Origin of the sequence: Amycolatopsis sp. NPDC021455 (genome assembly GCF_040640995.1) — a bacterium.
Taxonomy (GTDB): domain Bacteria; phylum Actinomycetota; class Actinomycetes; order Mycobacteriales; family Pseudonocardiaceae; genus Amycolatopsis.
The window spans coordinates 21,049-44,180 of the sequence record NZ_JBFACT010000009.1 but is presented as its reverse complement, the minus strand read 5'-3'; the positions used below and the strand labels follow the sequence as shown (position 1 = coordinate 44,180).

Below are 23,132 nucleotides of genomic sequence, written 5' to 3'. Positions count from 1 at the left end.
GAACTCCTGTCGTCGTGCGCTGTTGCTTACCCTACCCCCCTAGGGTATAAATGAGCCATGAGCGAGACGACCTCCGGCCGGCACGGGTACAGCGCCGGCAAAGAGGACTACCTGAAGCGCTTGCGGCGCATCGAGGGGCAGCTCCGCGGGCTGCAGCGGATGGTCGAGGACGACAAGTACTGCATCGACATCCTGACCCAGGTCTCCGCGGCCACGAAGGCGCTGCAGTCGGTGTCGCTCGGCCTGATGGACGAACACCTGCAGCACTGCGTCAGCCAGGCGATCGCCGAGGGCGGGACGACCGCCGAAGACAAGATCCGCGAGGCGAGCGACGCGATCGCCCGGCTCGTCCGTTCCTGAAGAACCGAAGGGGAAGAACATGAGCGAGCAGACCTACACCGTGACCGGCATGACCTGCGACCACTGCGTGCGTTCGGTCACCGAGGAGATCGGCGAAATCGACGGCGTCACCGGCGTCGTGGTGGACCTGCCGACCGGGAAGGTGACCGTGACCAGCAGCAAGGACCTCGACGTCGCGGACGTGCGCGGCGCCGTCAAGGAAGCCGGCTACGAGCTGACCGCCTGAGGCGCGGCAGCTCCTCGACCTGCGGGCACTCGCCCGCGGTGAGGACACGGAAATGAACACAGCAGCGAAGCTCTCCGCCTACGGTGCGGCGCTCGCCCTGGCCGCCGGTGGCGCCTGGGCGGCCGGCACCGCTGTCGGTCCCTTCTCCAGCACGGCTGGGGTGCCCGGCGACGAGGAAGCCGGGCACGGGGACACTCACAGCGGCACCGTCGCGGAGGCCGCGAACACCGACGAGCCCGGCGGGCTCGCGTCGTCCAGGGGCGGCTACACCCTCACGCCCACCAGCACGACGCTCACTCCCGGGACGAAGACGCCCTTCACCTTCCGCATCACCGGCCCGGACGGGCACCCGGTGACCGAGTTCGACGTCGAGCACGAAAAGCGGCTGCACCTCATCGTCGTCCGGCGGGACACCGCCGGGTTCCAGCACGTGCACCCCGAGCTCGCCGCCGACGGCACCTGGAGCGTGCCCCTGTCCATCGCGGACGCGGGCAGCTACCGCGCGTTCGCCGACTTCAAGCCGGCCGGCGCCGCGGCGACGACGCTGGGCGTCGACCTCGTGGCACCGGGCGACTTCCGGCCGGTCGGCTACGCACTTTCGAAATCGTCCACTGTGGACGGCTACGAGGTCCGGCTCGACGGCGACCTGGTGCCCGGCCGCACGTCGAAGGTCACCGTCACGGTCACCAAGGACGGCAAGCCCGTCACCGACCTTCAGCCCTACCTCGGCGCGTACGGCCACCTGGTGGCGCTGCGCGGCGGCGACCTCGCCTACCTGCACGTCCACCCGGACGGCGAACCCGGCGACGGCAAGACCCCCGCGGGCCCCGCGGTCACCTTCCACGCCGAGGTCCCCTCGGCCGGCACCTACCGGCTGTTCCTGGACTTCCGGCACGCCGGGAAGGTCCGCACGGCCGAGTTCACCGTCGGCACGCGAGCGGGGGCCGGGGCATGAGCACCGAAGTGGCGACCGGCGAGGTCGAGCTGGCCATCACCGGGATGACGTGCGCGTCGTGCGCGATGCGGATCGAGCGGAAGCTGAACAAGCTGGACGGCGTGACCGCCACGGTCAACTACGCCACCGAGAAGGCGAAGGTCGTCTACTCCGGCGATGTCGAGCCGGAGCGGCTGGTGGAGCAGGTCGAGGCCGCGGGCTACGGCGCCACGCTGCCCGCCCCGAAGACCGAGGCACCGGAGACGGCCGGGGACGAGGACCCGACCCGCGCGTTGCGGCAGCGGCTGGCCGTCTCGGCGTCGTTGTCGCTGCCGGTCGTGCTGCTGGCCATGGTTCCGGCGCTGCAGTTCACGTACTGGCAGTGGATCTCGCTGACGCTCGCCGCGCCGGTCCTCGTGTGGGGTGCGTGGCCGTTCCACCGCGCCGCGTGGGCGAACCTGCGCCACGGCGCCGCGACGATGGACACGCTGATCTCACTCGGCACGCTGGCCGCGTTCCTCTGGTCGCTGTACGCACTGCTGTGGGGCAGCGCCGGCATGCCGGGCATGAAGCACCCCTTCGAGCTGACCATCGAGCGGATGGCCGGCGACGGCAACATCTACCTCGAGGTCGCGGCGGGCGTGACGACGTTCATCCTCGCCGGCCGCTACTTCGAGGCCCGTTCCAAGCGCCGCGCCGGTGCCGCCCTGCGGGCGTTGCTCGAGCTGGGCGCGAAGGACGTCGCCGTCCTGCGGAACGGCCGTGAGGAGCGCGTCCCGGTCGACCAGCTGCGGCTCGGGGACCGGTTCGTGGTGCGGCCGGGGGAGAAGATCGCCACCGACGGCGTGATCGAGGACGGCAGCTCGGCGGTCGACGCGAGCATGCTCACCGGCGAAAGCGTGCCGGTCGAGGTCGGGCCCGGCGATTCCGTGGTCGGCGCGACCGTCAACGCGGGTGGCCGGCTGGTCGTCCGGGCGACCCGGATCGGCGCCGACACGCAGCTCGCGCAGATGGCGAAGCTGGTGGAGGACGCGCAGACCGGCAAAGCGCAGGTGCAGCGGCTCGCCGACCGCGTGTCGGCGGTGTTCGTCCCGATCGTCATCGCGCTCGCCGTGGGGACCTTGGCCTTCTGGCTCGGCGCGGGCGGCACGGCGTCGGCGGCGTTCACCGCCGCGGTGGCCGTGCTGATCATCGCCTGCCCCTGCGCGCTCGGGCTGGCGACGCCGACCGCGCTGCTCGTCGGGACCGGGCGGGGTGCGCAGCTGGGCATCCTGATCAAGGGCCCGGAGGTGCTGGAGTCGACCCGGCGCGTGGACACCGTGGTGCTGGACAAGACCGGCACGGTCACCACCGGCCGGATGGCGCTGGTCGAGGTCCACACCGCGGACGGCGTCGAGCCGGACGAGGTGCTGCGGCTGGCCGGGGCGCTGGAGAACGCCTCCGAGCACCCGATCGCCCAGGCGATCGCCGCGGGCGCCCGGGGCAAGGTCGGCGACCTGCCCGAGGTCGAAGGCTTCACGAACGTCGAAGGACTCGGCGTCCAGGGGGTCGTGGACGGCGCGGCAGTGCTCGTCGGCCGGACGGCGCTGCTGGCGGAGTGGGGCCTGCACCTGCCCGGCGAGCTGGCCGAGGCGAAGGCCGCGGCCGAGCAACTGGGCCGGACAGCGGTCGCGGTCGGCTGGGACGGACAGGCCCGTGCGGTACTGGTGGTCGCCGACACGGTCAAGCCGACCTCGGCCGAGGCGATCGCGAAGCTGCGGGCGCTCGGGCTGACCCCGGTGCTGCTGACCGGGGACAACGAGGCTGTCGCGCAGGCGGTGGCCGCCGAGGTCGGGATCGACGAGGTGGTCGCCGAGGTCCTGCCCAAGGACAAGGTCGAGGTCGTCCGGCGGTTGCAGGAGGAGGGCAAGGTCGTGGCCATGGCCGGGGACGGCGTCAACGACGCGGCCGCGCTGGCCCAGGCGGATCTCGGCCTGGCGATGGGCACCGGCACCGACGTGGCGATCGAGGCCGCGGACCTGACGCTGGTGCGCGGTGACCTGCGGGCGGCGGTGGACGCGATCCGGCTGTCCCGGCGGACGCTGCGGACGATCAAGGGCAACCTGTTCTGGGCGTTCGCCTACAACGTCGCCGCCCTGCCGCTGGCCGCGGCCGGCCTGCTGAACCCGATGATCGCCGGCGCGGCGATGGCGTTCAGCTCGGTCTTCGTGGTCAGCAACAGTCTCCGCCTGCGCGGGTTCCGCGCGGCGGGCTGACCGACCCGTGAGGGCCGTCCGCCGGCCGGTGGGCGGCCCTCACGGACAGGAAACCAGGCCGGTCCCGACCACCAGCGTGGCGGCGACCGCCGCGGGTGCGACCAGCGCGGCGAGCCCGCCGGCGACGGTCACCACCCGGGACACGAGCCGCGAGCCGGTGTGGGCGGTGAGCCGCTGCAGCCGGATCGCGGTGTCGCCGCCCGCCATGGCCAGCGAACGCCGGGGACCCTCGACCGCCCGGATCGACAGCAGGGCGGAACGCAGGGGCTCCCGGCCGCACTGCTCGGCCGCCGTCCGGTCGGCCGCCAGCTCGACCAGCAGCTGGACCGCGCCGGGCAGTTCCCGCATCAGCGGGACGAACCCGAGCGTGCGGCCCAGGACGTCGGCCACCGCGGTGAGCAGGTGGTGACGGCTGTGGACGTGGGCGCGCTCGTGCGCCAGGACCGCGCGCAGCTCCGGGCCCGACAGGCGGTCCGCCAGCCCCGTGCTGGCGACGATCAACGCCTGGCGACCGCCGAGGCTGTAGGCGACCGGCTCGTCCTCCGGCACCCAGAGGGTCGGCAGCGGCCGGCCGTCGGCCGAGCCGGACAGCCGCAGGGCGACCAGATGGCGGCGGTGCAGGACGTTGCGGCGCCGGCGGCGTCCGGCCGAAGCCAGTGCGAGCCGGGCGGCCGCGGCCAGCACGACGGCGGCCGCCACGCCCCCGGCTATCGGGTCGAGGGCCGGCAGGTCGCCGTGACCGACCGCGGCCCAGCAGTCGTGCAGCACGGCCAGGACGGCCGCGGCGGGGCCGTGCCCGGGCAGCACCAGGAGCAGAACGCCGGCGATGGTCCCGGCGACGAGCCCGGCCGCGGTCAGCAACCACCAGGTGAGTGCCGTGCCGGGGCCGACCAGGGCGGAGAGCCTGCTCAGCGGCCGTGGTGACCACCAGCCGACCACGAGAACCCCGAGCAGGAGCGCCGCCGCGGTGATCACCGCTTGCGCGGCTTCCGGCGCAGTGCCTTGCGGAGAATGTCCGACTCTTCCTCCGACGTCGAACGCACGAAGTGCAGCAGCACCGACTCCCGGTCGCCGCCGGCGTCGAGCAGCTCCCGCAACGTCTGCGCGGTGGCCTCCTCGCGGGAGGTGACGGCGGTGTAGCGGTAGGCGCGGTTCTCCATCTCGCGGACCACCCAGCCCTTGCGGTGCAGGTTGTCCAGCACCGTCATCACCGTCGTGTAGGCCAGGTCGCGGTGCTGGTTGAGCTCGTCGAGCACTTCGCGGACCCGCATCGGTTCCGTCGCGCTCCAGAGCACGTCCATGACCGACGCCTCGAGCTCGCCCAACTTCAGCATGGCACCTCCGCGCAGAAGGATACCTTCCCCGGCCGGGATCACCCGACGATGCGCCGCGCGCCCATCAGGTGGCCGTCGCCGCGCTGGGGACGCACGTCGACCAGCTGCCCTTCGGTGGGCGCGTCGACCATCTTGCCGTCGCCGACGTACATCGCGACGTGGTGGATCGCGCCCGCGTTGCCCGTGCCGTCGTCGTAGAACAGGAGGTCGCCCGGGAGGAGCTGGGTGAGCGGCACGGCCTTGCCGGCGGTGAACTGCTGGCGGCTGGTGCGCGGGATCGTGATGCCGGCCTGCTTGTACGCCCAGGACGTCAAACCGGAGCAGTCGAACTCGTCCGGCCCGGTGGCGCCCCACTCGTACTCCGACCCGCGCTTGGACAGCGCGGCTTGCAACGCGTCGTTCGCGGCGCCGGGCGGACCGAGGTAGGAACCGCTGTCCTGGACCGTGCCGAGCTTCTTGCGGTCGGCCGAGGGAAGCTTGCCGAGCGCCTCGCGGACTTCGGCGATCTGCCCCTTCAGGTCCTCTTGGCGCTTGCGGACCTCGTCCAGGGCCGTGGCCGCGTCGTCGGCGGCGAGCTGGGCCGTCTTCTGCGCGTTCGCCGCGGTGGTCTTCGCGTTCTCGGCCTGGTTCACGGCGTCGCGCAGGCCACTGAGGACGGCGGTCTTCCGATCGGCCAGCATCGACAACGCCGAAGCGCGGTCGAGGAACTCCTGCCGGTTGCCGCTGTCCAGGAGCATCGCGGCGTTGTCGAGCGGGCCGCCGTCCAGCGCGGACAGCGCGATGGTGCCGACCTGCGGCCGGAACTGCGCGATGGCCGCCTGCGCTTTGCCGAGGTCGTCGTCGGCCTTGGTCACGTCCGCGTTGGCCTTGTCGCGGTCGGCCTGTCGCGCGTTGAGCTGATCCTGGGCGGTCAGCAGGTCCTCGTCGGCCTTGGCGGCCTGCGCGCCCAGTTCCTGGTAGCGCTGCATCGGGTCCTGGCCGCCGGTGGGCGGCGGTGCCGGTTGCGCGCTCGCGGGGAGCGTGCCCAAGCCGATGAGCAGCAGTGCGGTGGTGGCGGCGAGCGGATGTCGCAGGGATCGCCGGTGCGGAGTCACGGGTGCTGCATCTCCTGTCGTGGGGACCTTCGGTGCATGGAGTACTAGTTTGCTTAGTACTAGACGGGTAGTTGTCAGCCCGTGGTGAAGATTTTCGCTCCTGGGGCCACGAAGGATGGAAGTCACGCCCCTGGCGCGTGCGTGAAGGCCACCCCGGGGAACCCCGGGGTGGCCTTCACCTGGCCGGAATCAGCTCTGCTGCAGCAGCCCCTGCATCTCCGTGATCTCCGCCTGCTGGGCGTCGATGATCTTCTGGGCGAGTGCCTTCGCGTCGGCGTCACTGCCCTTGGACAGCTCGGTCTTCGCCATGTCGATGGCGCCCTGGTGGTGCTTGATCATCATGTCGAGCCACATCCTGTCGAACTCGGCGCCCTTGGCCTGTCCGAGCTTCTGCATGTCGGCGTCGGACATCATGCCGGGCATCGACCCGCTCATGCCCGGCATCGACCCGTGGTCCATGCCGGGCATCGACGAGGCCGAGGGAGCGCCCCAGGTGGTCAGCCAGCCCTGCATCTGCCGGATCTCCGGGTCCTGAGCTTTTTCGATCCGGCTCGCCAGGTCGATGACCTTGGGGTTGGTGCTGCGGGACGGCACCAGCTTCGCCATGTCGAGGGCCTGGCTGTGGTGCGGAACCATCTGCTGGGCGAACGCGATGTCGTCGGCGTTGTGGCCCGCCGCCTGCCCGCTCGGGGACGGAGCCGGTGCGGACGAGCCGGCGCTCATGCCGGGCATGGACGGGTGGTCGCTGCTGCTGCACGCGCTCAGTACGAGCGCGGTGATGACGGCGATGCCGCCGGCGAGCAGGTTTTTGGGCATGACAAATCCTTCTCTGTGAATTGCTGCTGGAAGACCGTGACGACCGCGGAGAACGCGGCCGGTCAGGTCCGCAGAACGCAGAGAGAGGTGAGGATCCGCCGGCCACGTCTGTCGGGCGGGCGCTCGGGATGGGGGGAGCCGCGGGGACTCGCCGGTGCGGCGACCGCCACCGGCAGCACCCGGCCGAGTGCCACGAGCGCGAGGAAAAGCGCCACCGCGGCGGAGACGACGGCCAAGCAGAGGTGGAGGAGGTTGTGCGTGCCGTCCGGCATGCCGGGATGGTGCTCGCCGGAGCCCGCGTCGACGGCCGCGGCCGCCACGACCTGGGTGGCCGCCATGGTCTGCATCCCGGAGACGCCCTCGGGACTCCTCGCCATGCTGACGTGGTGCATGGCGGCGACGCACAGCGCGAGCGCGCACAGCAGCATGACCTGCTGTGCCTTGCCGAGCCGGTTCGTCGCCACGTCTCTACGGTACTCAGCTCTGTGCGGTGTGCCCCGCGGGGTCTTCTGCTAGGTGTCGTAGTACGAGAGGCGGTAGTCGACTTGTCGGCTACCGCGTAACGGAACGACGCGTTGTGAACGTCGGTCGTTCACAACGCGTCGTCGCGCGTTCCGTCAGCTCTTCGAGGGCATGCCCTGCATCTCGGTGATCTCGCCCTGCTGGGCGTCGATGATCTTCTGGGCGAGCGTCTTGGCTTCCGTGCTCGCGCCCTTGCCCAGCTCGGTCTTCGCCATGTCGATGGCGCCCTGGTGGTGCTTGATCATCATGTCGAGCCACATCTTGTCGAACTCGGCGCCCTTGGCCTCTCCGAGCTTCTGCATGTCTTCGGCGGACATCATGCCGGGCATGGATCCGCCGCTCATGCCCGGCATCGAGCCGTCGGACATCCCGGGCATCCCGGGCATCGACGCGTTCCACGTCGACAGCCAGCCCTGCATCTGCTGGATCTCGGGGTCCTGACCCTTCTCGATCCGGCTCGCCAGATCGATCACCTGGGGGTTCTTGCTGCGGCTCGGCACCAGTTTCGCCATGTTCACCGCGTCGGTGTGGTGCGGGATCATCTGCTGGACGAACGTGACGTCGTCGGGGTTGTGCCCGGCCTCCCGGCCGGCACCCGCGGCCGCCGCGGAGGACTGCATCCCGGGCATGGCGGTGCTGCCGGATTCGGCGCCGCAGGCGCCGAGGAGCAGGGCCGAGGCCAGGGTGATGGCACTGATGATCGGAGTCTTGCGCACGTCGGTTCCTTCTCTGCTGGTTCAAGGGAGTCGAACGAGGTCTCGCGGAGAACCCGTTCGATCACACCCGCAACACGCAGAGGGAGGTGAGGGCTGCTCGCCCGTGCAGGTCGGGCGGCCGGCTGGGCCGTGGGGCGCCGCGGGAGCCCGCTGCCGTCGTCGCGCCGAGCCCGGCGAACCCGGCAAGTGCGAACAGCACGAGCAGGATCGGCGGCATCCCGTCCAATACCGCCAGGCACACGTGCGTCATCACATGGGCGCCGCACGGCGGGCAGGCATGGTGCGGCGAGGCGGGCTCGGAATCCTGGGTCGGGGCGGCCGGCACCGCTTCCGCGTGTTCGACGACGGTTTCCGCCGTGCCGGCCATCGCGCCGGGCGCGTTGACGTGGTGCATGAGGATGACGCCGAAGGCGAGCGCGAACAGCAGGAACAGCCGCTGTGTCCCGCTGAGCGCGCCCGCCGGCATGGCATCTCCGAACGACGACCCCGGGCCGTTCCCGGGACTCGTCTCCTACACGGGCGCCACGGTGAGCCGGTTCATCGTTCCGGCTTCAAAACTGAGCTACTTAGTAGAGTAGTAGAACGTGCCAGGCCGGCTTTCATTCCACATAGGACACCACGGTCATCATGGTCGACTCCCCGTGGTAGGCGTTGTGGCAGTGCGTCAGCCACTGCCCCGGATTGCCGGCGTCGAAGTCCACTTCGACCGTCCGGCGCGGGAGGACGAGCACCGTGTCCTTCCGCGGGCCGGGCCCGTTCCGGCCGCGCACCTGGAACGTGTGGCCGTGCAGGTGCATCGGGTGGTACATGTCGGAGTCGTTCACGAATCGCAGCCGGACCCGCTGTCCCTGCCGGACCGGAAGGCCGTCCGCGGGATCGTACGGCTTTCCGTTGATGGTCCAGTCGTACTTCGCGCCCGGGCCGGCCAGTTTCAGGTCGTGCGTGACGTCGGGTGCGCGGTTCTTCAGGTTCACCTGCGGTGCCGCCGAGAAGTCATCGACGGTCTGCACCTTCGCCTTCTTCAGCAGCTCGGCGGCGCTTTCGTTCGCCGTGCCCGCCCGGCTGTTCCCGGCGTGCACGAGAACCTGCGCGTATCCGCTCTTGCCCTCCGCGAGGGCGACGACCGGGACGCCGGTGGCCGGCACGGTGAACACGGCGTCGATCCGCTCGCCCATGCCGAGCAGCACCGCCTCGGCCTCGCCGGATGCCATGGCGGGAAAACCGTCCGTGTGGGTGACCCGCAACGGGACGCCGGGCACGCCGACCCGGAACGCGGTGTCGGCGCCCGCGTTGATCAGGCGCAGCCGGATGCGTTGGCCCGGCTTGGCCGCGAACGACGTCGGTGCGGCGGCGGTCCGGCCGTTGGCGAGGAAATGCGGGTAGGTGACGTCGCCGGCGTCGCCGCCGAGGAGGTCGGACCTCGGCATCCCGCCCAGGTGCCCCATGCCGGGCATGTCCGGCATGCCACCCATGGTCATGCCGTTCTGCTTGAGGTTGGCCAGCACGGCGTCGGGATCGGTGCCGGTGCCGTCGAGCCAGTCGTCGAAGACGATCACCAGCTCGGTGTCGTAGTCGCCGCCCTCGGCCGGGTCCTCCACGATGAGCGGGGCGTAGAGGCCGCGGTCGAGCTGCACGCCGACGTGCGGGTGGAACCAGAAGGTGCCCGCTTCGGGGACCGCGAACTCGTAGGTGAAGTCGCTGCCCGCGGCGACCGCGGGCTGGGTGAGGCCGGGTACGCCGTCCATGTCGTTGCGCAGCGCCAAGCCGTGCCAGTGGATCGTCGTCGGCTGGGGCAGCCGGTTGTTCAGCTTGGCCCGGAGCACTTCGCCGCGCTTGAGCCGGATCTCCTGGCCGGGGAGCCGGCCGAAGCTCCACGTCTTCACCTGAACGCCGCCGAGGTCCAGATCGCCGACCTGAGCGGTCAGGTCAACCGGGCGGACGACGGCGTCAGCCGGCCGCCGCGCGGCTTCGGCCCGAGCGACCAGCGGTGACGTCGGGCCGACCTTGGTCGGTGACGCCGGTGCGGTGCCGGACGAGCATGCCGCGAGCCCGAGGGCGGCCGTTGCGCCGGCGCCGAGTGCGAGAAAGCCGCGCCGGTTCAGCAAACGGTCCGGGGTGGCTGGGCGTTCGGCAGGCGTCATGGGGTCCTCTGCTCGGGCGACCGGATCTACTAAATTCGATAGTACATCGCCCTCAGTTCACCCGGAACGCGGCGAGGAGGAGGCCCGACAACGGCCCCGAAGCGAGTGATCCCACCGCGGCCGCATACGCGGTCGTGGCGGCCCAGCCGTCGACTTCGGCGGTTTCCGGTACTGCGGCGGAGCGCACGGCCGGGGCGATCCAGCGGAGGTAGTAGAAGAGGCTGGCGACGGTGTTGACGGCGGCCACGACGACGAGCCAGCCGTACCCGCCGTCGAGTGCCGCGGTGAAGACGGTCAGCTTCCCGGCGAAGACGGCGGTCGGCGGGGTCCCGACGAGCCCGAGCAGGCACACCGCCAGGCTCACGGCCAGCCAAGGGCGTTGGCGCAGCAGCCCGCGGTACTCGTCGATCAGCTTCCGCCGCGGGAGGGCGCAGACCACCGCGAAGGCGCCGAGGTTCGTCACGGCGTAGGCCGCGAGGTAGAGCAGCGTGCTCGGGAGGGCCAGTGGGCTGCGGCCGGCCACGACGACGGCCATCAGCAGGTAGCCGACCTGGCTGATTGTCGAGTAGCCGAGCAGCCGGCGCACGTCGCGCTGGAAGAACGCGGCCAGGTTGCCCAGCGTCATGGTCACCGCGGCGATCAGGGCCACCAGCAGTGGCCAGTCGACGGCCGAGCCGGACATCGCGGTCGCCGCCAGCCGGTACGCGGCGACGACGCCACCGACCTTCGGGACGGTCGTGAGAAACGCCGCGGCGGGCGGCCGGGTGCCTTCGGTGACGTCCGGGATCCAGAAGTGCGCCGGGACGGCGCCCATCTTGAACAGCAGCCCGGCCAGCACCCCGACGAACCCGGCCGCGACCGCGGCGGCGGGCGCGGCGCCGAGCGACTTCTGCAGGTCGGTGTAGGTCGTCGCGCCGCCGACGCCGAAGAGGACGGTGGCCCCGGCCAGCATCGTGATCCCGAGCAGCGCGCCGAGGAGGTAGAACTTCAGCGCGCCTTCGGTGCCGAGGTCGTCCTTGGCGAACCCGGCGATCGCGTACAGCGGGATGCTGGCCAGCAGGTACGCGGCCACGAGCAGGAGCAGGTCGTTCGCGCCGGTGAGCACGATCGTGCCCAGCGCGGCGAGCAGCACCAGGACGTACAGCTCGCTCTCGCGCGGCGACGATCGGAACTCCCCGGCGCTCACCCCGAGCGTGAGCAGGACGGCGACCAGGACGATGACGCGCCCGGCATCGGTGGCGACGTCGATGGCGTAGCTGTCCCCGAACACCGTGCGGGCCGGGTCGTTCCACACCGCCACGGTGGCGACCAGGGCGGCCGCGCAGGCGAGGGCGGTGAGCAGCCGGACCGGCCACTGCCGCTGCCGGGGCAGGTACGACCCGAGCAGCAGTCCGGCGACCGCGGCCACGGCGAGGATGATCTCGGGCAGCAGCGCGAGGGGGTCCTCGTTCATCATCTCCACGGCGCGGTCACCGGGCCAGGAGGTGCAGGACCGACCGCGATGCGGGTTCGATCAGGTCGAGCAGGAACCGCGGGAAGACGCCGACGACGACGGCGAGCACCAGCAGCGGCGCGATCGAGGCGCTTTCGGTGACGGTGAGGTCGGCCGCCGTCGTGTCCGCCTGGCCGAGAAACACCTTCTGGAACGCGCGGAGGAACAGCGCGGCCGTCACCAGGATGCCGAGGAAGGCGAGGACCGTCGCCACCGGCGCCGAGCCGAGCGAGCCGGTGAAGATCTGGAACTCCGCGATGAATCCGGAGAACCCGGGCAGCCCGAGCGAGGCGAACGCCGCCGCGGCCGTCAGCCCGGCGAACCGGGGCGCGCTCGCGGCCAGGCCGCCGTAGCGGTCCATGTCGTAGGTGCCGCCGCGCTCGTACAGCACCCCCGCGAGGAGGAACAGCGCGCCGGTGATGAGGCCGTGGCTGACCATCTGGGTGACCGCGCCGGTGACGGCGAGCCGGCGCGCTTCGGCGTCCGAATTCGCGACGAGCCCGGCCGCGCCGACCGCGAGCACGATGTATCCCATGTGGTTGACCGACGTGTAGGCGATCATCCGCTTGAAGTCCCGTTGTCCCAGGGCGACCAACGCTCCATAAAGGACACTCACGACGCCGATGACGACGAACACGACCGCGTAGCGGCGCCAGGCGTCCGGCAGGATCGGCATCGCGATCCGCACGAAACCGTAGGTGCCCATCTTCAGCAGGACGCCGGCCAGGATCGCCGACCCGGCCGCGGGCGCTTCGGTGTGCGCGGGCGGCAGCCAGGTGTGGAACGGGACGGTCGGGGTCTTGATCGCGAACCCGGCGCCGAGCGCGAGCAGCACCAGCCCCGCGGCCCACCCGCCGCCTGCCAACGGCGTCCGACGGGTCAGTTCCACGATGTCGAAGGTGTGCGGTGACGCGGTCACGTACAGCGCGATGAACCCGACCAGCAGCGCAAGGGACCCGACGAACGTGTAGAGGAAGAACTTCAGCGCGGCGCGGGCGGCGTCTCGATGGCCCCAGCCGGCGATCACGAAGTACATGCCCACGATGGACAGGTCGAAGAAGACGAAGAACAGGATCAGGTCGAGCGAGACGAACAACCCGAGGCTGACGGACTCGAGGAAGAGGAACAGCACGGCGAAGGACCGGACGCGGTGGTCTTGCCGCAGCGAGTAGACCGCGCAGGCGAGGAACAACACGGCCGTCAGGGCCAGCAACGGGAGGCTGAGGCCGTCGACGCCCAGGTGGTAGCCCGAGCTGATGCTGGGAATCCAGCGCAGGTTTACTTCGTAGGCGTAGCCGTCGCCGCCGGGGTAGCCGATCCAGAGGGCGATGACCAGGGCCAGGTCGGCCGTGGCGGCGGCGATCCACCACCAGCGGACGAACCGGGCGCCGGCGCGCGGCAGCGCGAGCGGCACCACCGCGGCCACCAGGGGCAGGAACACCACGACGCTGAGCACGCGCTACCTCACGTTCCTCACAGGATGATCAACAACACGGCCAGGACGCCCAGCGCGACCGCGGCTTGGGCGTAGTAGTGGTGCAGCTGCCCGGTCTGCGGCCGCGGCGCCAGCCGCCCGAGCGCGCGAGCTCCCCGGGACACCCCGCGGACGACGGCGTCGATCGACACCTCCACGCGGACGTCGGCCAGCTTCCCGAGCGCCGCGCCGGTCGCGGCGGCCGCGCGCACGCCGCCGTCCACGACCCGGTCGTCGAACCGGGCCAGGCCTCGTGCGAGCCGCATCGCCGGCGTCGCCACGGCGAGGTGGGCGATGCGCTCCAGCCGTAGCCAGTCGGCGAGGACCCCCGTTTCCGGCAGAGCTCGCCGGCGGATCCAGAGACCGGCCCCGACGACGCCGGCGATCGCGAGCAGACCCGACGCGACCAGCTCGCCCCACCCGGGCGTGACCTCCGGGGCGCCGACGAGCCCGGCGAACCGGCGCGCGAAGCCCGGCAGGCCACCGATCCCGAGCAACGCGGCCGCCGCGGCGAGGACCGGCAACGGCGCGAGCAGCAGCGGGCTCAGCCGCCGCTCGGCCACTTCGGCCGGCTGCCACAGGATCGCCAGCACCCGGCCGACGTAGGCGCCGCTGACCAGCGCGGCCGCCAGCCCGGCGACGTACAGCGCGGGGGAGTCGGCCAGCGCCGCGGCGAGCACGGCGTCCTTGGTCACCCAGATCGAGAGCGGCGGCACTCCGGCCAAGGTGAGCGCACCGATCGTGAACAGCACGCCGAGCAGCGGATACCGGCGTGCGGCGCCGCGAAGCCGGTCGAGGTCCTTGGTGCCGAGGGCGACCAGCCAGGCCCCGGCACCGAGGAACAGCAGGCTCTTGGTCGCCGCGTGGGCCACGAGCTGGCCGGTCCCGGCGGTGCCACCGCCGGCGCCGGCGGCGAGCACCATGAACCCGATCTGCGAACAGGTCGACGCGGCCAGCACCTGCTTGAGGTCCCGCTGCACCACGGCGGCCGCGCCGAGCACCAGCGCGGTCAGCACGCCGGCCCAGGCCACCGTGTCCGCGGCCCAGCCGGTCGCGGCCAGCAGCGGCTCGACCCGGATCAGCAGGTACGCGCCCGCCGCGACCATGGTCGCCGAGTGCAGCAGCGCCGAGACCGGGCTCGGGCCGTCCATCGCGCGGGAGAGCCAGAAGCTGAACGGCAGCTGCGCGGACTTCCCCAGGGCGGCCAGCGCGATCCCGGCGGCCACGGCGTCTCGCCAGCCGTCGGTGGCTTGGGGCAGCCCGGCCAGGCTCAGGCCCGCGACCCCGCCCGCGAGGGCGGCGCCGGCCGCGAGGTACAGGCCGAGGTCGGCGGAGCGCGTGGTGAGGAACGCGATCGCGCCCGAGCCGACGCGGTGGTCCTCCCGCCACCAGAAGCCGATCAGCGCGTACGAGCACGCGCCCATGACCTCCCACGCCATCAGCAGCACCACGAGGTCCCGGGCGGTGACCGTGACCAGCATGGCTCCGGCGAAGACCAGCATCAGGCCGTGGAAGCGGGCCCGCGACTCCTCGGTCCCGAACTCCCCGGCGGCGAAGACCAGGACAGCCACCAGCACGACCGCGACCGTCACGACCATGACCGCGGACAGCCCGTCCACGGCGAGCCCGGCCCGCAGCCGGGCCAGCAGCGGAGCCGACACTCCGGGCCGCGCGACCGCGGCGGCGACCGCCAGGACGAGCGTGACGACGGCCGTCGCGACGCCGGCCGCGGGCGCGACGCGGTCGGCGGCGCGACCGGCGAGCAGCAGCCCGGCTCCGGCGAGCAGGGGAAGGGCGATCAGCAGCCAGAGGGTCATCGGCTCAGCCCTTGAGGTCCGCGGCCGAGTCGGTCAGGTCGACGTCGCGGCGCCGGAAGATCGCCGTGACCACCGCGAACCCGATCGCCATGTCGACCGCCATCAGGGTCACCGCGACCAGCACGACCACCTGGCCGTCCGGCCGCGTCGGCGAGGCGAAGTACCAGAACGCGGCACCGGCGACGATCACCGCGTTGGCCATCAGCTCCAGCCCCATCATGATCATCACGATGGACTGCTGGGACAGCGCGCCGTAGAGCCCGACGCTGAACAGCGCCGCGGCCAAGAGGAGAAACGCCTGCAGGGTCACCGGTCCAGCCCTCCCCGGATCGGGTCGGTGGGTCGCTTCTCGCGGAGCCGGTCGCCGTAGCGGTCGTAACGGCCGCGGTGGGTCGCGAGGACGACGGTGGCGACGATCGTGGCGAACAGGCACAGCCCGAGCACCATCATGACCAGCATCTTCGAGCCCATCAGGGCTTCGCCCAACGCGCGCGTCGGATCAGCCGGACGCGGCCGGTCCGAGGTCGGCCAGTCGACCAGGAAGATGCCGGCGGCGAGCGCGGCGAACACCCCGCCCGCGATGACCAGTGCGCCCTTTTGGTTGTGCACCATGGTCATCGGCATCAACCCGGCCGGGTTCATCATGTACATGATCATGAAGACGACCATGACGACCATCTCCATGATCATCATGAGGATCACGAGCACGCCCAAGTAGGCGAGGTTCAGCAGGAGAACCGTGCCCGCGGCGAAGACGAACGACGCCAGCAGCGCGAAGGTCGCGCGCGCCATCGAGTCCACCCGGAACACCGCGATTCCCGTCACGATCGCTCCGGCCGCGCACACCCAGAACGCGACTTGTGTCCACATGCGACGGACTCCCTTCAGCGGACGAGGACGACGACGGCGACGACGAGGGCCTGCACCAGCGTCAGCGGGATGAGGACCACCCAGGCGATCTCCTGGTAGCGCTCCATCCGCAAGGTCGGGATCCGGAGCTTGACCCACACCAGCACCGCGAGCACGGCCAGGGTCTTCACCAGCGACCACAGCCACGCGGGCAGCAGCGGCCCGGACCCGCCGCCGAGGAACAGCGGCACCGCGAACGCCGCTCCCGAGGTCAGCAGCAGCCACCGGGCGCCCTGGAAGACGAGCCGGTCGACACCGGACAGCTCGGCGGCCGCGCCGCCCGCGGCGTCGGCGCCGACCGGGTGGCCGAAGGGGCCCCAGAACGCCATCGCGAGCACCGACAGCAGGTAGCCGACGAACGCGACGGGCATCCACACCACGAACCACAGCCCGTCCTGCGCGGCCACGACGTCGGCGACCCGCAGTGAACCGGCTCCGAGCGCGGCGGTGATGAGCGCGAACATGTGCGGCAGCTCGTAGGCCAGGCCCTGCGCGACGAACCGGTAGCCGCCGACCAGGCCGTACGCCGAGTTGGCGCCCCAGCCGACCAGCCAGACGGCGGCCCAGGCGACGACCTCCATCGCGTTGAACCAGACGATCCCGATCGACAGGTCCGCCACTGCCCGGTGTCCGAGCGGGGTTACCAGCGAGGCGAGCACCGCGGCGAGCAGCAGCGCGAGAGCACCGCCGCGGCCGAGCAGGACGTCGGCCGCGAGCGTGCGGCGGCGTTGCTGGACGAGCAGCCCGCCGGCCTGACGCAGGGGCAGCGTCAGCGCCCTTCGCCCGGGACCGCCGCCGGCCCGGTCCCGCAGCACCGCGTCCCACGAGGCGGTCGCCGTGGCCAGGACCGCCAGCACGACGGGCAGCAGCAGGCCACCCCACCAGGGGAGTTCGTCAACCATGGGACACCCGCAGGCGTTCGAGGTCGGGATCGAGACTGGCGATGACCAGCCGGGCCGCCGTGAGCTCGGTTCCGGCCAGCAGCGCCGGCAGGGCGTCGAGGATCTCGGCCGGGTCCTCGACGGCCGGGTTGTCGGCCTCGTCGATCCAGCGGATCAGGCGGTCCCACACGTCACCGGAGCCGGCCTGCGCGCCGACGCCGGTCAGCGACCAGCGCAGGACTCGTGAGCGGCGGACCCGCTTCGCCCAGCGCGTGAACCGCGGGCCCGGGTCCTGGCCGGAGAGCAGGTCGTCCCGCAGGCGCGCGGCGACGACGGCGGCGTGCTCCCAGCCCGCCACGGTCAGCAGCCGCACGCAGCTGTCGAGCCGGCGTGCGGAGAGCCGGGCCTCGCTGTCCCAGAACGCGCGCGTCCCGGGCCGCGAGGTCAGGACGGTTTCGGCGGTCGCCTCCTGCACGACGTCGCCCTGCATCCAGGTGCGGACGAGCAGGCCGGCCGGCCAAGCCGGGAGTACCGGGCCGAGCGGGACGGTCAGGCGGTCGAGTTTCAGGCCGTCGCGGTCTTCGGCCCGGTCGGCCATCGGAATGCCGCCGGGCATCTCCATGCCGCTCATGTCGTGGCCGTGGTGGTCGGAATGGTCCATTTCGGCGTGCTCGTGGTGCGGCGCGTGGTTTTCGTGCTCGCTGCGCGCCGCGGGCATGTCGTGGTGGGCCGGCGATCGCAGCCGCTGCTCGGCGTCGGACAGCGCGGCCGGGACCTCCGAGGGATCCGTCAGGCTGATGCGCACGCGAGGCGCCGGAACCAGCTGCCACACCGCGTCGGCGAACGGTGCCATCGCCGGGTCGTCCGGGCCCGCGGCCACCAGGAGGTTCGCCTCCGCGGGGTGCAGCGCGGGCCGCCAGCCGCGCCGGCGCGCCTCCCGTTCGACGGCGAGCCGAACCCCTGTCCCGCCGACCGCGGTGGCGATCAGCGGCCGGACGGGCGTCCGGCCGAGCAGCCAGGCCGTCAGGTCCATCGGAAGACGCCTTCGCGCCGGGCGTACCAGACACCGGCGAACAGCACGGCCAGGAAAGCGAACATCTCGACCACGGCCGGCGTCCCGACCTCCGCGACGACGAGCGTCCACGGGTACATGAACACCATCTCCATGTCGAAGGCCAGGAAGACCATCGTGATGGTGTACCACCGGACGTGGTAGCGGGAGACCGCGTGTTCGGCCGGGGAGCCGCCCGAGAGGTACGGCAGAACGTCCCGGGCCGTCGGTGCCAGCCGGACGAGCCTCGCGACGCCGTAGGCCGCCGCGACGAGCACGAGGACACCGGCGAGCACCACGAGAGCACCTTGCACCGCGCCTCCCTCGGCCACGCCGATCTACTAAGCAGCCTAGCGGACCGAAACCGTCGAGGCAGCTCGGAACCGGATGATACATACGGGTAGGGGGTAACGCTATCCCCGATGCGACCGCGTTCCCCGGAGATTCCACTTTGGATAGTCCGCGTCGCTGCGAACCTGGCGCGGACGTGACGAGTGGGCCAGACTGCTTCGATGGTTTCCGAGTACGCCCAGAGCGACCGATTCCGAGGTGGTCGTATCCACCTGTGCGACCTCACCGGTCTGGAGATCCGGGACTGCGAGGTGAACGGCCTGAAGATCGTCGACTGCTACGGCAGCGACGTCTATCTCGGGGGTGACTTCGAGCGTCTCGTCGTCAACGACGTAGACGTGACCGCTTATGTCGAAGCCGAACTGGACCGCCGGCATCCCGTCCGGGCGCTGGCCCGGGACGCGGCGACCCCCGAGGAGTACCGGGCTGCTTGGGACGCCATCGAGGCCCTGTGGGGCGCGACGCTCGAGCGGGCGAGGTCGCGGCCCGAGGCCGAACTGCACGAGCGGGTCGACGGCGAGTGGTCGTTCGTCGAGACGCAGCGCCATCTCCTGTTCGCCTGCGACGCGTGGCTCGGCAACGCGGTGCTCGAGGAGGAGGCGCCCTATCACCCGCTGGGCTTGCCGGCCGGAGGAGCGCCGCTGAAGGAACTCGGCCTCACCCTCGAAGCCACCCCGGCGCTCGACGAGGTGCTCGCGCCCCGGCTGGCCCGCATGGCAGCGATGCGGCGTGTCATCGACGGGCTCACCGTGGCGGAGCTCGACCGGGTGTGCGCTCGCAAGCCGGCGGATCCCTATCCCGACCAGGAGTACGTCGTGCGCCGCTGTCTCAAGGTGGTGCTGAAGGAAGAAGCCGAGCACCACCGCTACGCGGTGCGCGACCTCGCGGTGCTCGAAGCAGGCGGAGCCGGGTCGACCAGCCGGCTGTGAGGGGTGTAGACGCAGAAACGGGAGAGATGCCCGGCATCTCTCCCGTTTTCGTCCTCGGGTGCCCTCGGCAGGATTCGAACCTGCGACACCTGCCTCCGGAGGGCAGTGCTCTATCCCCTGAGCTACGAGGGCCCATCGCTGGGCGACTCCGAAAGCTTAGCGCATCCTCCGGGGCCGCTGCGGGCAGGTTCCTCCACCAGGGTATCCGCTGGTCAGGACTATGAAGTTGATCGATTCGGCGGGGCGTCGCTAGCGTGGGAACCCCACCCGAAGGAGCTGACATGGCCGAGCCCTTCAAGGTCGTCCTCGATGAGGGCGACGTTGCCGATCTGCGGGAGCGGTTGCGGCGGACGCGGTGGCCCGAGGCCGAGACCGTCGGGGACTGGTCTCAGGGGGTTCCGCTCGCCTACCTGCGCGAGCTGTGCCGCGACTGGGGTGAGGAGTACGACTTCGGCTTCGCCGCGCGGCTCAACGCCTTTCCGCAGTTCCGGGCCGATGTCGACGGCGTCGGGGTGCACTTCGTGCACGTCCGGTCGCCGCATGCCGATGCCTTTCCGCTGATCCTCACCCATGGCTGGCCCGGGTCCGTGCTGGAGTTCCTCGATGTCCTCGGGCCGCTCACCGAGCCCGAAAAGCACGGTGGAGATCCCGCCGACGCCTTCCACGTCGTCGCGCCGTCGCTGCCCGGGTTCGGGTGGAGCGACAAGCCCGCGCTGAAGATCCCGCGGGTCGCCGAGCTGTGGGACCGGCTGATGACGTCGCTCGGCTACGACCGCTACGGCGCCCAGGGCGGCGACTGGGGCGCCGGCGTGACCAACGCGCTCGCGTCGTTCGGGCGGGTCGCCGGGGTGCACGTCAACTTCGCGCCCGTGCGGCTCGAAGTCGACGATCCGACGCCGGCGGAGCAGCGGGCACTGGCCGACCTGGAGGAGTTCCGGCGGACCGGCAGCGGATACTCCGGCCAGCAAGGCACCCGACCGCAGACGCTCGGCTACGGCCTCACCGACTCGCCCGTCGGCCAGGCCGCGTGGATCGTCGAAAAGTTCCATGCCTGGACGGACAACGACGGCCATCCGGAGGACGCCATCGACCGGCAGAAGATCCTCGACGACATCTCCGTCTACTGGTTCACCGCGACCGCGGCCTCCTCGGCGAGGATGTACTGGGAGAACAACGGTCGCGTTCAGCCCACAGTGGACGTTCCGGCCGGGGTTTCGGTGTTCCCGAAGGAGATCGTGCGGCCGTCGCGGCGCCAGGCCGAGCAGCGCTACACCGATCTGCGCTGGTTCGAGGAGCTGCCCGCGGGCGGTCACTTCGCCGCGCTCGAACAGCCGGAGATGCTCGTCGAGCAGATCCGCGGCTTCTTCCGGCTGGTGCGCTAGGCGAGCCAGCCGGCGGTCATCCGCTGCACGGCCGAGCCGTCGCGGTCGGCGAACTTGATCGCCGCGAAGTCCTCGGCCCACTTCGACGTCTGGATCCGGAACGCGGGCGCGTCCGCCGTCATCGCGTCCAGGATCACGGCGGCGACCTCGTCGGCCGTCTGGGCGCTTTGGAAGTTCTTCGTGACGCTGGCGATGTAGGACCGCAGGGTGTCGGCGTACGGCCCCGCTTCGGCGAAGAGCCGTTCGTCGAGGCCGACGTTGTTGACGAACTCCGTCGCGACCGCGCCCGGCTCGACGACGCAGACCGTGACGCCCTGGGCCGCGGCGACCGGCGCCAGGGCCTCCATCATGCCTTCGACGGCGAACTTCGCCGCGCAGTAGGCCTCGTTGAACGGCTGGCCGATCACGCCGCCGACACTGCTCACCGTGATGACACGGCCGCCGCTGGCGCGCAACGCCGGCAGCGCGGCCTTCGTCGCCTCGACGACGCCGAAGAAGTTGACCTCCATGGTCTCGCGGACCGCGGAGACCGGCTCCTGCTCGATCGTGCCGATGTGGCCCGCGCCGGCGTTGTTGACCAGGACGTCGAGCCGGCCGTAGTCGGCCAGGACGCCTTCGAACGCCGTGCGGACGGACGTGGCGTCGGTGACGTCGAGCGGGCGGACGTCCAACTGGACGCCGGCGTCCGCGGCCGCCTTGCGCAGGCGGTCGGCGCGCGCGGGGTCGCGCAGCGTGGCCACGGTCCGGAAGCCCGCGCGGGCCGCCTGGACCGCCGTGGCGAGGCCGATCCCGGTGGACGTGCCGGTGATCAGGACGACGCGGTCGTTGCTCATCTCGGAAACCTCGATGTGATTCAGGTGGATGATGGTTAATGGAGTGAACTAAAACCACTATAGACATGGATGGTTCATGTAGTCAACTATCGGCATACACTCTGCGCATGAGCACTGACCCGATCACCGACGACGTCGTCTCCCTGCTCGCCCGGATCGTCGACCGGTTCGTCGCCTCGTACGAGTCCGCGGCCGCCGCGCAGGGCCTGACGACGGTGCAGGCCAAGGTGCTCGCCGCGCTCGGGGAGCCGCTGCCGATGCACCGGATCGCCGAGAAGCTGAAGTCCGAGCGCTCGAACGTGACCGGGATCATCGACCGGCTCGAAGCGCGCGGCCTGGTGGAACGCCGTCCGGACGAGCGCGACCGGCGGATCAAGAACATCGTGGCCACGCCGGCGGGCGCCGTGCTGGCGCGAAACTTTCGCCGGTCGCTGGGCTTCGCGGCCGAACCCCTGGCCGCGCTCGAGCCCGCCGAGCGTGTCCGATTGCGTGACCTGCTGCAACGGATGGTCGACGTCGAAGCGTGACGAGTCCGCGCGTTGGGAAACCCCGCCTGGTGGATTGGTGGGCGCGGGCACGCCGGGGTAGCTTTCGGGTGAGTGAACTTAGGGTGCCCTCTGTTGCATATATGCGCATCCGACTATATGTTGGGCCCGACGGTGAACCGGGAACGGAGGCGGAATGGGGCAGGGACACGGCCACGGGCACGCGATCGAACCGGCGAGCGCGTCGGGCCGGTACGTGCGGAGCCTGGCCATCGCCCTCGGCGTCGGCGCCGGCTTCATGGTGCTCGAGTTCGTCGTCGGCTTCACGACCGGCTCGCTGGCCCTGATCTCGGACGCGGCGCACATGTTCACCGACGTCCTCGGGGTCGGCATGGCCCTGACCGCCATCGTCCTGGCGCGGCGCAGCCGGCCCACGGTCAGCCGCACCTTCGGGCTCTACCGCGCGGAGGTGCTCGCCGCGCTCGCCAACGCGGTGCTGCTCTTCGGCGTCGCGGGGTACGTCCTCGTCGAGGCCATCGGCCGGATCGGCGACCCGCCCGCGGTGCCCGGCCTGCCGGTGCTGCTGGCCGCGGCGGCGGGCCTGGTGGCCAACATCATCTCGTTCGCCGTGCTGCGCTCGGGCGCGAAGGAAAGCCTCAACGTCCGCGGCGCGTACCTCGAAGTGCTGGCCGACCTGGTCGGCTCGGTCGGCGTGCTGATCAGCGGCGCGCTGACGCTGCTCACGGGCTGGCGCTACGCCGACCCGATCATCGGTGTCGCGATCGGGCTGTTCGTGCTGCCCCGCACGTGGACGCTGGCCCGGCGCGCGCTGCGCATCCTCTTCCAGCACGCGCCGCAGGGCGTCGACGTCGGGGCGGTCAACGCCGAGCTGTCCGCGCTCCCGGGCGTGGCGGACGTGCACGACCTGCACATCTGGACGCTCACCTCGGGCATGGAGGTGGCTTCGGCACACCTGACGCTCGCGCCGCCCGCGAAGCAATCGGACGTGCTGACGGAAGCGCAGAACCTGCTGTCGTCCCGGTACGCGATCGAGCACGCCACCCTGCAGGTGGAGGCGCCGCAGTGCGCCCGCCGCTGCCAAGAGCTGTCCTGGTAGCGGCGGGCGGTGA

25 protein-coding genes and 1 tRNA gene are annotated in these 23,132 nt (G+C 71.4%); 8 read left to right on the top strand and 18 right to left on the bottom strand.

The annotated features are described in order from the left end of the window. Nucleotides 1-57: 57 nt before the first annotated feature. The 4 genes from AB0G28_RS14565 to AB0G28_RS14550 are packed head-to-tail and all read left to right on the top strand — an operon-like array spanning nucleotide 58 to nucleotide 3,775. Nucleotides 58-360 carry a metal-sensitive transcriptional regulator gene (locus AB0G28_RS14565; protein WP_361088162.1) on the top strand — a complete coding sequence of 101 codons (303 nt, stop codon included), beginning with the start codon at nucleotides 58-60 and terminating at the stop codon, nucleotides 358-360. Between the two features lie 19 nt (nucleotides 361-379). Next, a complete protein-coding gene (locus AB0G28_RS14560; protein WP_361088159.1) occupies nucleotides 380-586 on the top strand; it encodes a heavy metal-associated domain-containing protein in 207 nt (68 codons plus the stop codon). 52 nt (nucleotides 587-638) lie between these two features. Continuing rightward, nucleotides 639-1,541, top strand: a complete 903-nt coding sequence (locus tag AB0G28_RS14555) for a hypothetical protein (RefSeq protein WP_361088156.1) — start codon at nucleotides 639-641, stop codon at nucleotides 1,539-1,541. Beyond that, on the top strand, nucleotides 1,538-3,775 hold the full coding sequence (locus tag AB0G28_RS14550; protein WP_361088153.1) for a heavy metal translocating P-type ATPase: 2,238 nt from the start codon (nucleotides 1,538-1,540) through the stop codon (nucleotides 3,773-3,775). Before AB0G28_RS14555 ends, AB0G28_RS14550 begins: the two co-directional genes overlap by 4 nt. A 39-nt stretch (nucleotides 3,776-3,814) precedes the next feature. Here AB0G28_RS14550 and AB0G28_RS14545 read toward each other — a convergent pair whose 3' ends face one another. The 16 genes from AB0G28_RS14545 to AB0G28_RS14470 form a co-directional block, all read right to left on the bottom strand. Then, the gene (locus AB0G28_RS14545; RefSeq protein ID WP_361088150.1) at nucleotides 3,815-4,750 is read right to left on the bottom strand and encodes a M56 family metallopeptidase; all 936 of its coding nucleotides are present in this window, start codon (nucleotides 4,748-4,750) and stop codon (nucleotides 3,815-3,817) included. Further along, complete coding sequence (locus AB0G28_RS14540) at nucleotides 4,747-5,109, bottom strand: BlaI/MecI/CopY family transcriptional regulator (RefSeq protein WP_361088147.1); 363 nt, start codon at nucleotides 5,107-5,109, stop codon at nucleotides 4,747-4,749. Before AB0G28_RS14540 ends, AB0G28_RS14545 begins: the two co-directional genes overlap by 4 nt. Nucleotides 5,110-5,147: 38 nt before the next feature. Further along, entirely contained in the window at nucleotides 5,148-6,203 is a 1,056-nt protein-coding gene (locus tag AB0G28_RS14535) for a C40 family peptidase (protein WP_361088144.1), read from the bottom strand. 189 nt (nucleotides 6,204-6,392) lie between these two features. Further along, complete coding sequence (locus AB0G28_RS14530) at nucleotides 6,393-7,019, bottom strand: DUF305 domain-containing protein (RefSeq protein WP_361088142.1); 627 nt, start codon at nucleotides 7,017-7,019, stop codon at nucleotides 6,393-6,395. 62 nt (nucleotides 7,020-7,081) lie between these two features. Beyond that, nucleotides 7,082-7,483: a hypothetical protein gene (locus tag AB0G28_RS14525; protein WP_361088140.1), complete on the bottom strand. Its 402-nt coding sequence runs from the start codon at nucleotides 7,481-7,483 to the stop codon at nucleotides 7,082-7,084. A gap of 153 nt (nucleotides 7,484-7,636) precedes the next feature. Then, nucleotides 7,637-8,257, bottom strand: a complete 621-nt coding sequence (locus AB0G28_RS14520) for a DUF305 domain-containing protein (protein WP_361088137.1) — start codon at nucleotides 8,255-8,257, stop codon at nucleotides 7,637-7,639. Between the two features lie 61 nt (nucleotides 8,258-8,318). Then, on the bottom strand, nucleotides 8,319-8,723 hold the full coding sequence (locus tag AB0G28_RS14515; RefSeq protein WP_361088135.1) for a hypothetical protein: 405 nt from the start codon (nucleotides 8,721-8,723) through the stop codon (nucleotides 8,319-8,321). A 133-nt stretch (nucleotides 8,724-8,856) separates the two neighbouring features. Further along, on the bottom strand, nucleotides 8,857-10,398 hold the full coding sequence (locus AB0G28_RS14510) for a multicopper oxidase family protein (RefSeq protein WP_361088132.1): 1,542 nt from the start codon (nucleotides 10,396-10,398) through the stop codon (nucleotides 8,857-8,859). Nucleotides 10,399-10,450: 52 nt separating this feature from the next. Beyond that, complete coding sequence (locus AB0G28_RS14505) at nucleotides 10,451-11,851, bottom strand: NADH-quinone oxidoreductase subunit N (RefSeq protein ID WP_361088129.1); 1,401 nt, start codon at nucleotides 11,849-11,851, stop codon at nucleotides 10,451-10,453. A gap of 16 nt (nucleotides 11,852-11,867) precedes the next feature. Continuing rightward, the gene (locus tag AB0G28_RS14500; RefSeq protein ID WP_361088127.1) at nucleotides 11,868-13,346 is read right to left on the bottom strand and encodes an NADH-quinone oxidoreductase subunit M; all 1,479 of its coding nucleotides are present in this window, start codon (nucleotides 13,344-13,346) and stop codon (nucleotides 11,868-11,870) included. Nucleotides 13,347-13,363: 17 nt separating this feature from the next. Further along, nucleotides 13,364-15,181, bottom strand: a complete 1,818-nt coding sequence (locus AB0G28_RS14495) for a proton-conducting transporter membrane subunit (protein ID WP_361088124.1) — start codon at nucleotides 15,179-15,181, stop codon at nucleotides 13,364-13,366. A gap of 4 nt (nucleotides 15,182-15,185) precedes the next feature. Then, nucleotides 15,186-15,491: an NADH-quinone oxidoreductase subunit NuoK gene (nuoK, locus tag AB0G28_RS14490; RefSeq protein WP_160695714.1), complete on the bottom strand. Its 306-nt coding sequence runs from the start codon at nucleotides 15,489-15,491 to the stop codon at nucleotides 15,186-15,188. Continuing rightward, a complete protein-coding gene (locus AB0G28_RS14485) occupies nucleotides 15,488-16,051 on the bottom strand; it encodes an NADH-quinone oxidoreductase subunit J (RefSeq protein WP_361088120.1) in 564 nt (187 codons plus the stop codon). Before AB0G28_RS14485 ends, nuoK begins: the two co-directional genes overlap by 4 nt. Before the next feature lie 14 nt (nucleotides 16,052-16,065). Beyond that, nucleotides 16,066-16,992 carry an NADH-quinone oxidoreductase subunit H gene (locus tag AB0G28_RS14480; RefSeq protein WP_361088117.1) on the bottom strand — a complete coding sequence of 309 codons (927 nt, stop codon included), beginning with the start codon at nucleotides 16,990-16,992 and terminating at the stop codon, nucleotides 16,066-16,068. Further along, nucleotides 16,985-18,004: a hypothetical protein gene (locus AB0G28_RS14475; RefSeq protein WP_361088114.1), complete on the bottom strand. Its 1,020-nt coding sequence runs from the start codon at nucleotides 18,002-18,004 to the stop codon at nucleotides 16,985-16,987. The genes AB0G28_RS14480 and AB0G28_RS14475 overlap by 8 nt, the downstream gene beginning before the upstream one ends. Beyond that, a complete protein-coding gene (locus AB0G28_RS14470; RefSeq protein WP_361088110.1) occupies nucleotides 17,995-18,336 on the bottom strand; it encodes an NADH-quinone oxidoreductase subunit A in 342 nt (113 codons plus the stop codon). Before AB0G28_RS14470 ends, AB0G28_RS14475 begins: the two co-directional genes overlap by 10 nt. 198 nt (nucleotides 18,337-18,534) lie before the next feature. Between AB0G28_RS14470 and AB0G28_RS14465 the strand changes: the two genes are divergently transcribed. Continuing rightward, nucleotides 18,535-19,302, top strand: a complete 768-nt coding sequence (locus AB0G28_RS14465; protein ID WP_361088107.1) for a DinB family protein — start codon at nucleotides 18,535-18,537, stop codon at nucleotides 19,300-19,302. Between the two features lie 59 nt (nucleotides 19,303-19,361). Here AB0G28_RS14465 and AB0G28_RS14460 read toward each other — a convergent pair. After that, nucleotides 19,362-19,434: transfer RNA gene (locus tag AB0G28_RS14460), tRNA-Arg, on the bottom strand. A gap of 149 nt (nucleotides 19,435-19,583) precedes the next feature. Between AB0G28_RS14460 and AB0G28_RS14455 the strand changes: the two genes are divergently transcribed. Next, nucleotides 19,584-20,684, top strand: coding sequence for an epoxide hydrolase family protein (locus tag AB0G28_RS14455; protein WP_361088104.1), 1,101 nt, complete (start codon nucleotides 19,584-19,586; stop codon nucleotides 20,682-20,684). On the opposite strand, the gene AB0G28_RS14450 is transcribed toward AB0G28_RS14455, so the two are convergent. Further along, nucleotides 20,681-21,517: an SDR family oxidoreductase gene (locus AB0G28_RS14450; protein ID WP_361088101.1), complete on the bottom strand. Its 837-nt coding sequence runs from the start codon at nucleotides 21,515-21,517 to the stop codon at nucleotides 20,681-20,683. The two genes, AB0G28_RS14455 and AB0G28_RS14450, sit on opposite strands and share 4 nt — an antisense overlap. 107 nt (nucleotides 21,518-21,624) lie before the next feature. Here AB0G28_RS14450 and AB0G28_RS14445 point away from each other — a divergent pair, with 107 nt between their 5' ends. Further along, nucleotides 21,625-22,044 carry a MarR family transcriptional regulator gene (locus AB0G28_RS14445; RefSeq protein WP_361088098.1) on the top strand — a complete coding sequence of 140 codons (420 nt, stop codon included), beginning with the start codon at nucleotides 21,625-21,627 and terminating at the stop codon, nucleotides 22,042-22,044. Nucleotides 22,045-22,198: 154 nt separating this feature from the next. Further along, nucleotides 22,199-23,119 carry a cation diffusion facilitator family transporter gene (locus tag AB0G28_RS14440; RefSeq protein WP_361088095.1) on the top strand — a complete coding sequence of 307 codons (921 nt, stop codon included), beginning with the start codon at nucleotides 22,199-22,201 and terminating at the stop codon, nucleotides 23,117-23,119. Nucleotides 23,120-23,132 lie beyond the last annotated feature (13 nt).

Coding starts and splice junctions, on each gene's coding strand:
- AB0G28_RS14555 (WP_361088156.1), top strand. CDS start 639: ATGAACACAGCAGCGAAGCTCTCCGCCTACGGTGCGGCGCTCGCCCTG.
- AB0G28_RS14510 (WP_361088132.1), bottom strand. CDS start 10,398: ATGACGCCTGCCGAACGCCCAGCCACCCCGGACCGTTTGCTGAACCGG.
- AB0G28_RS14565 (WP_361088162.1), top strand. CDS start 58: ATGAGCGAGACGACCTCCGGCCGGCACGGGTACAGCGCCGGCAAAGAG.
- AB0G28_RS14530 (WP_361088142.1), bottom strand. CDS start 7,019: ATGCCCAAAAACCTGCTCGCCGGCGGCATCGCCGTCATCACCGCGCTC.
- AB0G28_RS14455 (WP_361088104.1), top strand. CDS start 19,584: ATGGCCGAGCCCTTCAAGGTCGTCCTCGATGAGGGCGACGTTGCCGAT.
- AB0G28_RS14450 (WP_361088101.1), bottom strand. CDS start 21,517: ATGAGCAACGACCGCGTCGTCCTGATCACCGGCACGTCCACCGGGATC.
- AB0G28_RS14445 (WP_361088098.1), top strand. CDS start 21,625: ATGAGCACTGACCCGATCACCGACGACGTCGTCTCCCTGCTCGCCCGG.
- AB0G28_RS14495 (WP_361088124.1), bottom strand. CDS start 15,181: ATGACCCTCTGGCTGCTGATCGCCCTTCCCCTGCTCGCCGGAGCCGGG.
- AB0G28_RS14515 (WP_361088135.1), bottom strand. CDS start 8,723: ATGCCGGCGGGCGCGCTCAGCGGGACACAGCGGCTGTTCCTGCTGTTC.
- AB0G28_RS14480 (WP_361088117.1), bottom strand. CDS start 16,992: ATGGTTGACGAACTCCCCTGGTGGGGTGGCCTGCTGCTGCCCGTCGTG.
- AB0G28_RS14440 (WP_361088095.1), top strand. CDS start 22,199: ATGGGGCAGGGACACGGCCACGGGCACGCGATCGAACCGGCGAGCGCG.
- AB0G28_RS14505 (WP_361088129.1), bottom strand. CDS start 11,851: ATGAACGAGGACCCCCTCGCGCTGCTGCCCGAGATCATCCTCGCCGTG.
- AB0G28_RS14560 (WP_361088159.1), top strand. CDS start 380: ATGAGCGAGCAGACCTACACCGTGACCGGCATGACCTGCGACCACTGC.
- AB0G28_RS14540 (WP_361088147.1), bottom strand. CDS start 5,109: ATGCTGAAGTTGGGCGAGCTCGAGGCGTCGGTCATGGACGTGCTCTGG.
- AB0G28_RS14475 (WP_361088114.1), bottom strand. CDS start 18,004: ATGGACCTGACGGCCTGGCTGCTCGGCCGGACGCCCGTCCGGCCGCTG.
- AB0G28_RS14485 (WP_361088120.1), bottom strand. CDS start 16,051: ATGTGGACACAAGTCGCGTTCTGGGTGTGCGCGGCCGGAGCGATCGTG.
- AB0G28_RS14550 (WP_361088153.1), top strand. CDS start 1,538: ATGAGCACCGAAGTGGCGACCGGCGAGGTCGAGCTGGCCATCACCGGG.
- AB0G28_RS14465 (WP_361088107.1), top strand. CDS start 18,535: ATGGTTTCCGAGTACGCCCAGAGCGACCGATTCCGAGGTGGTCGTATC.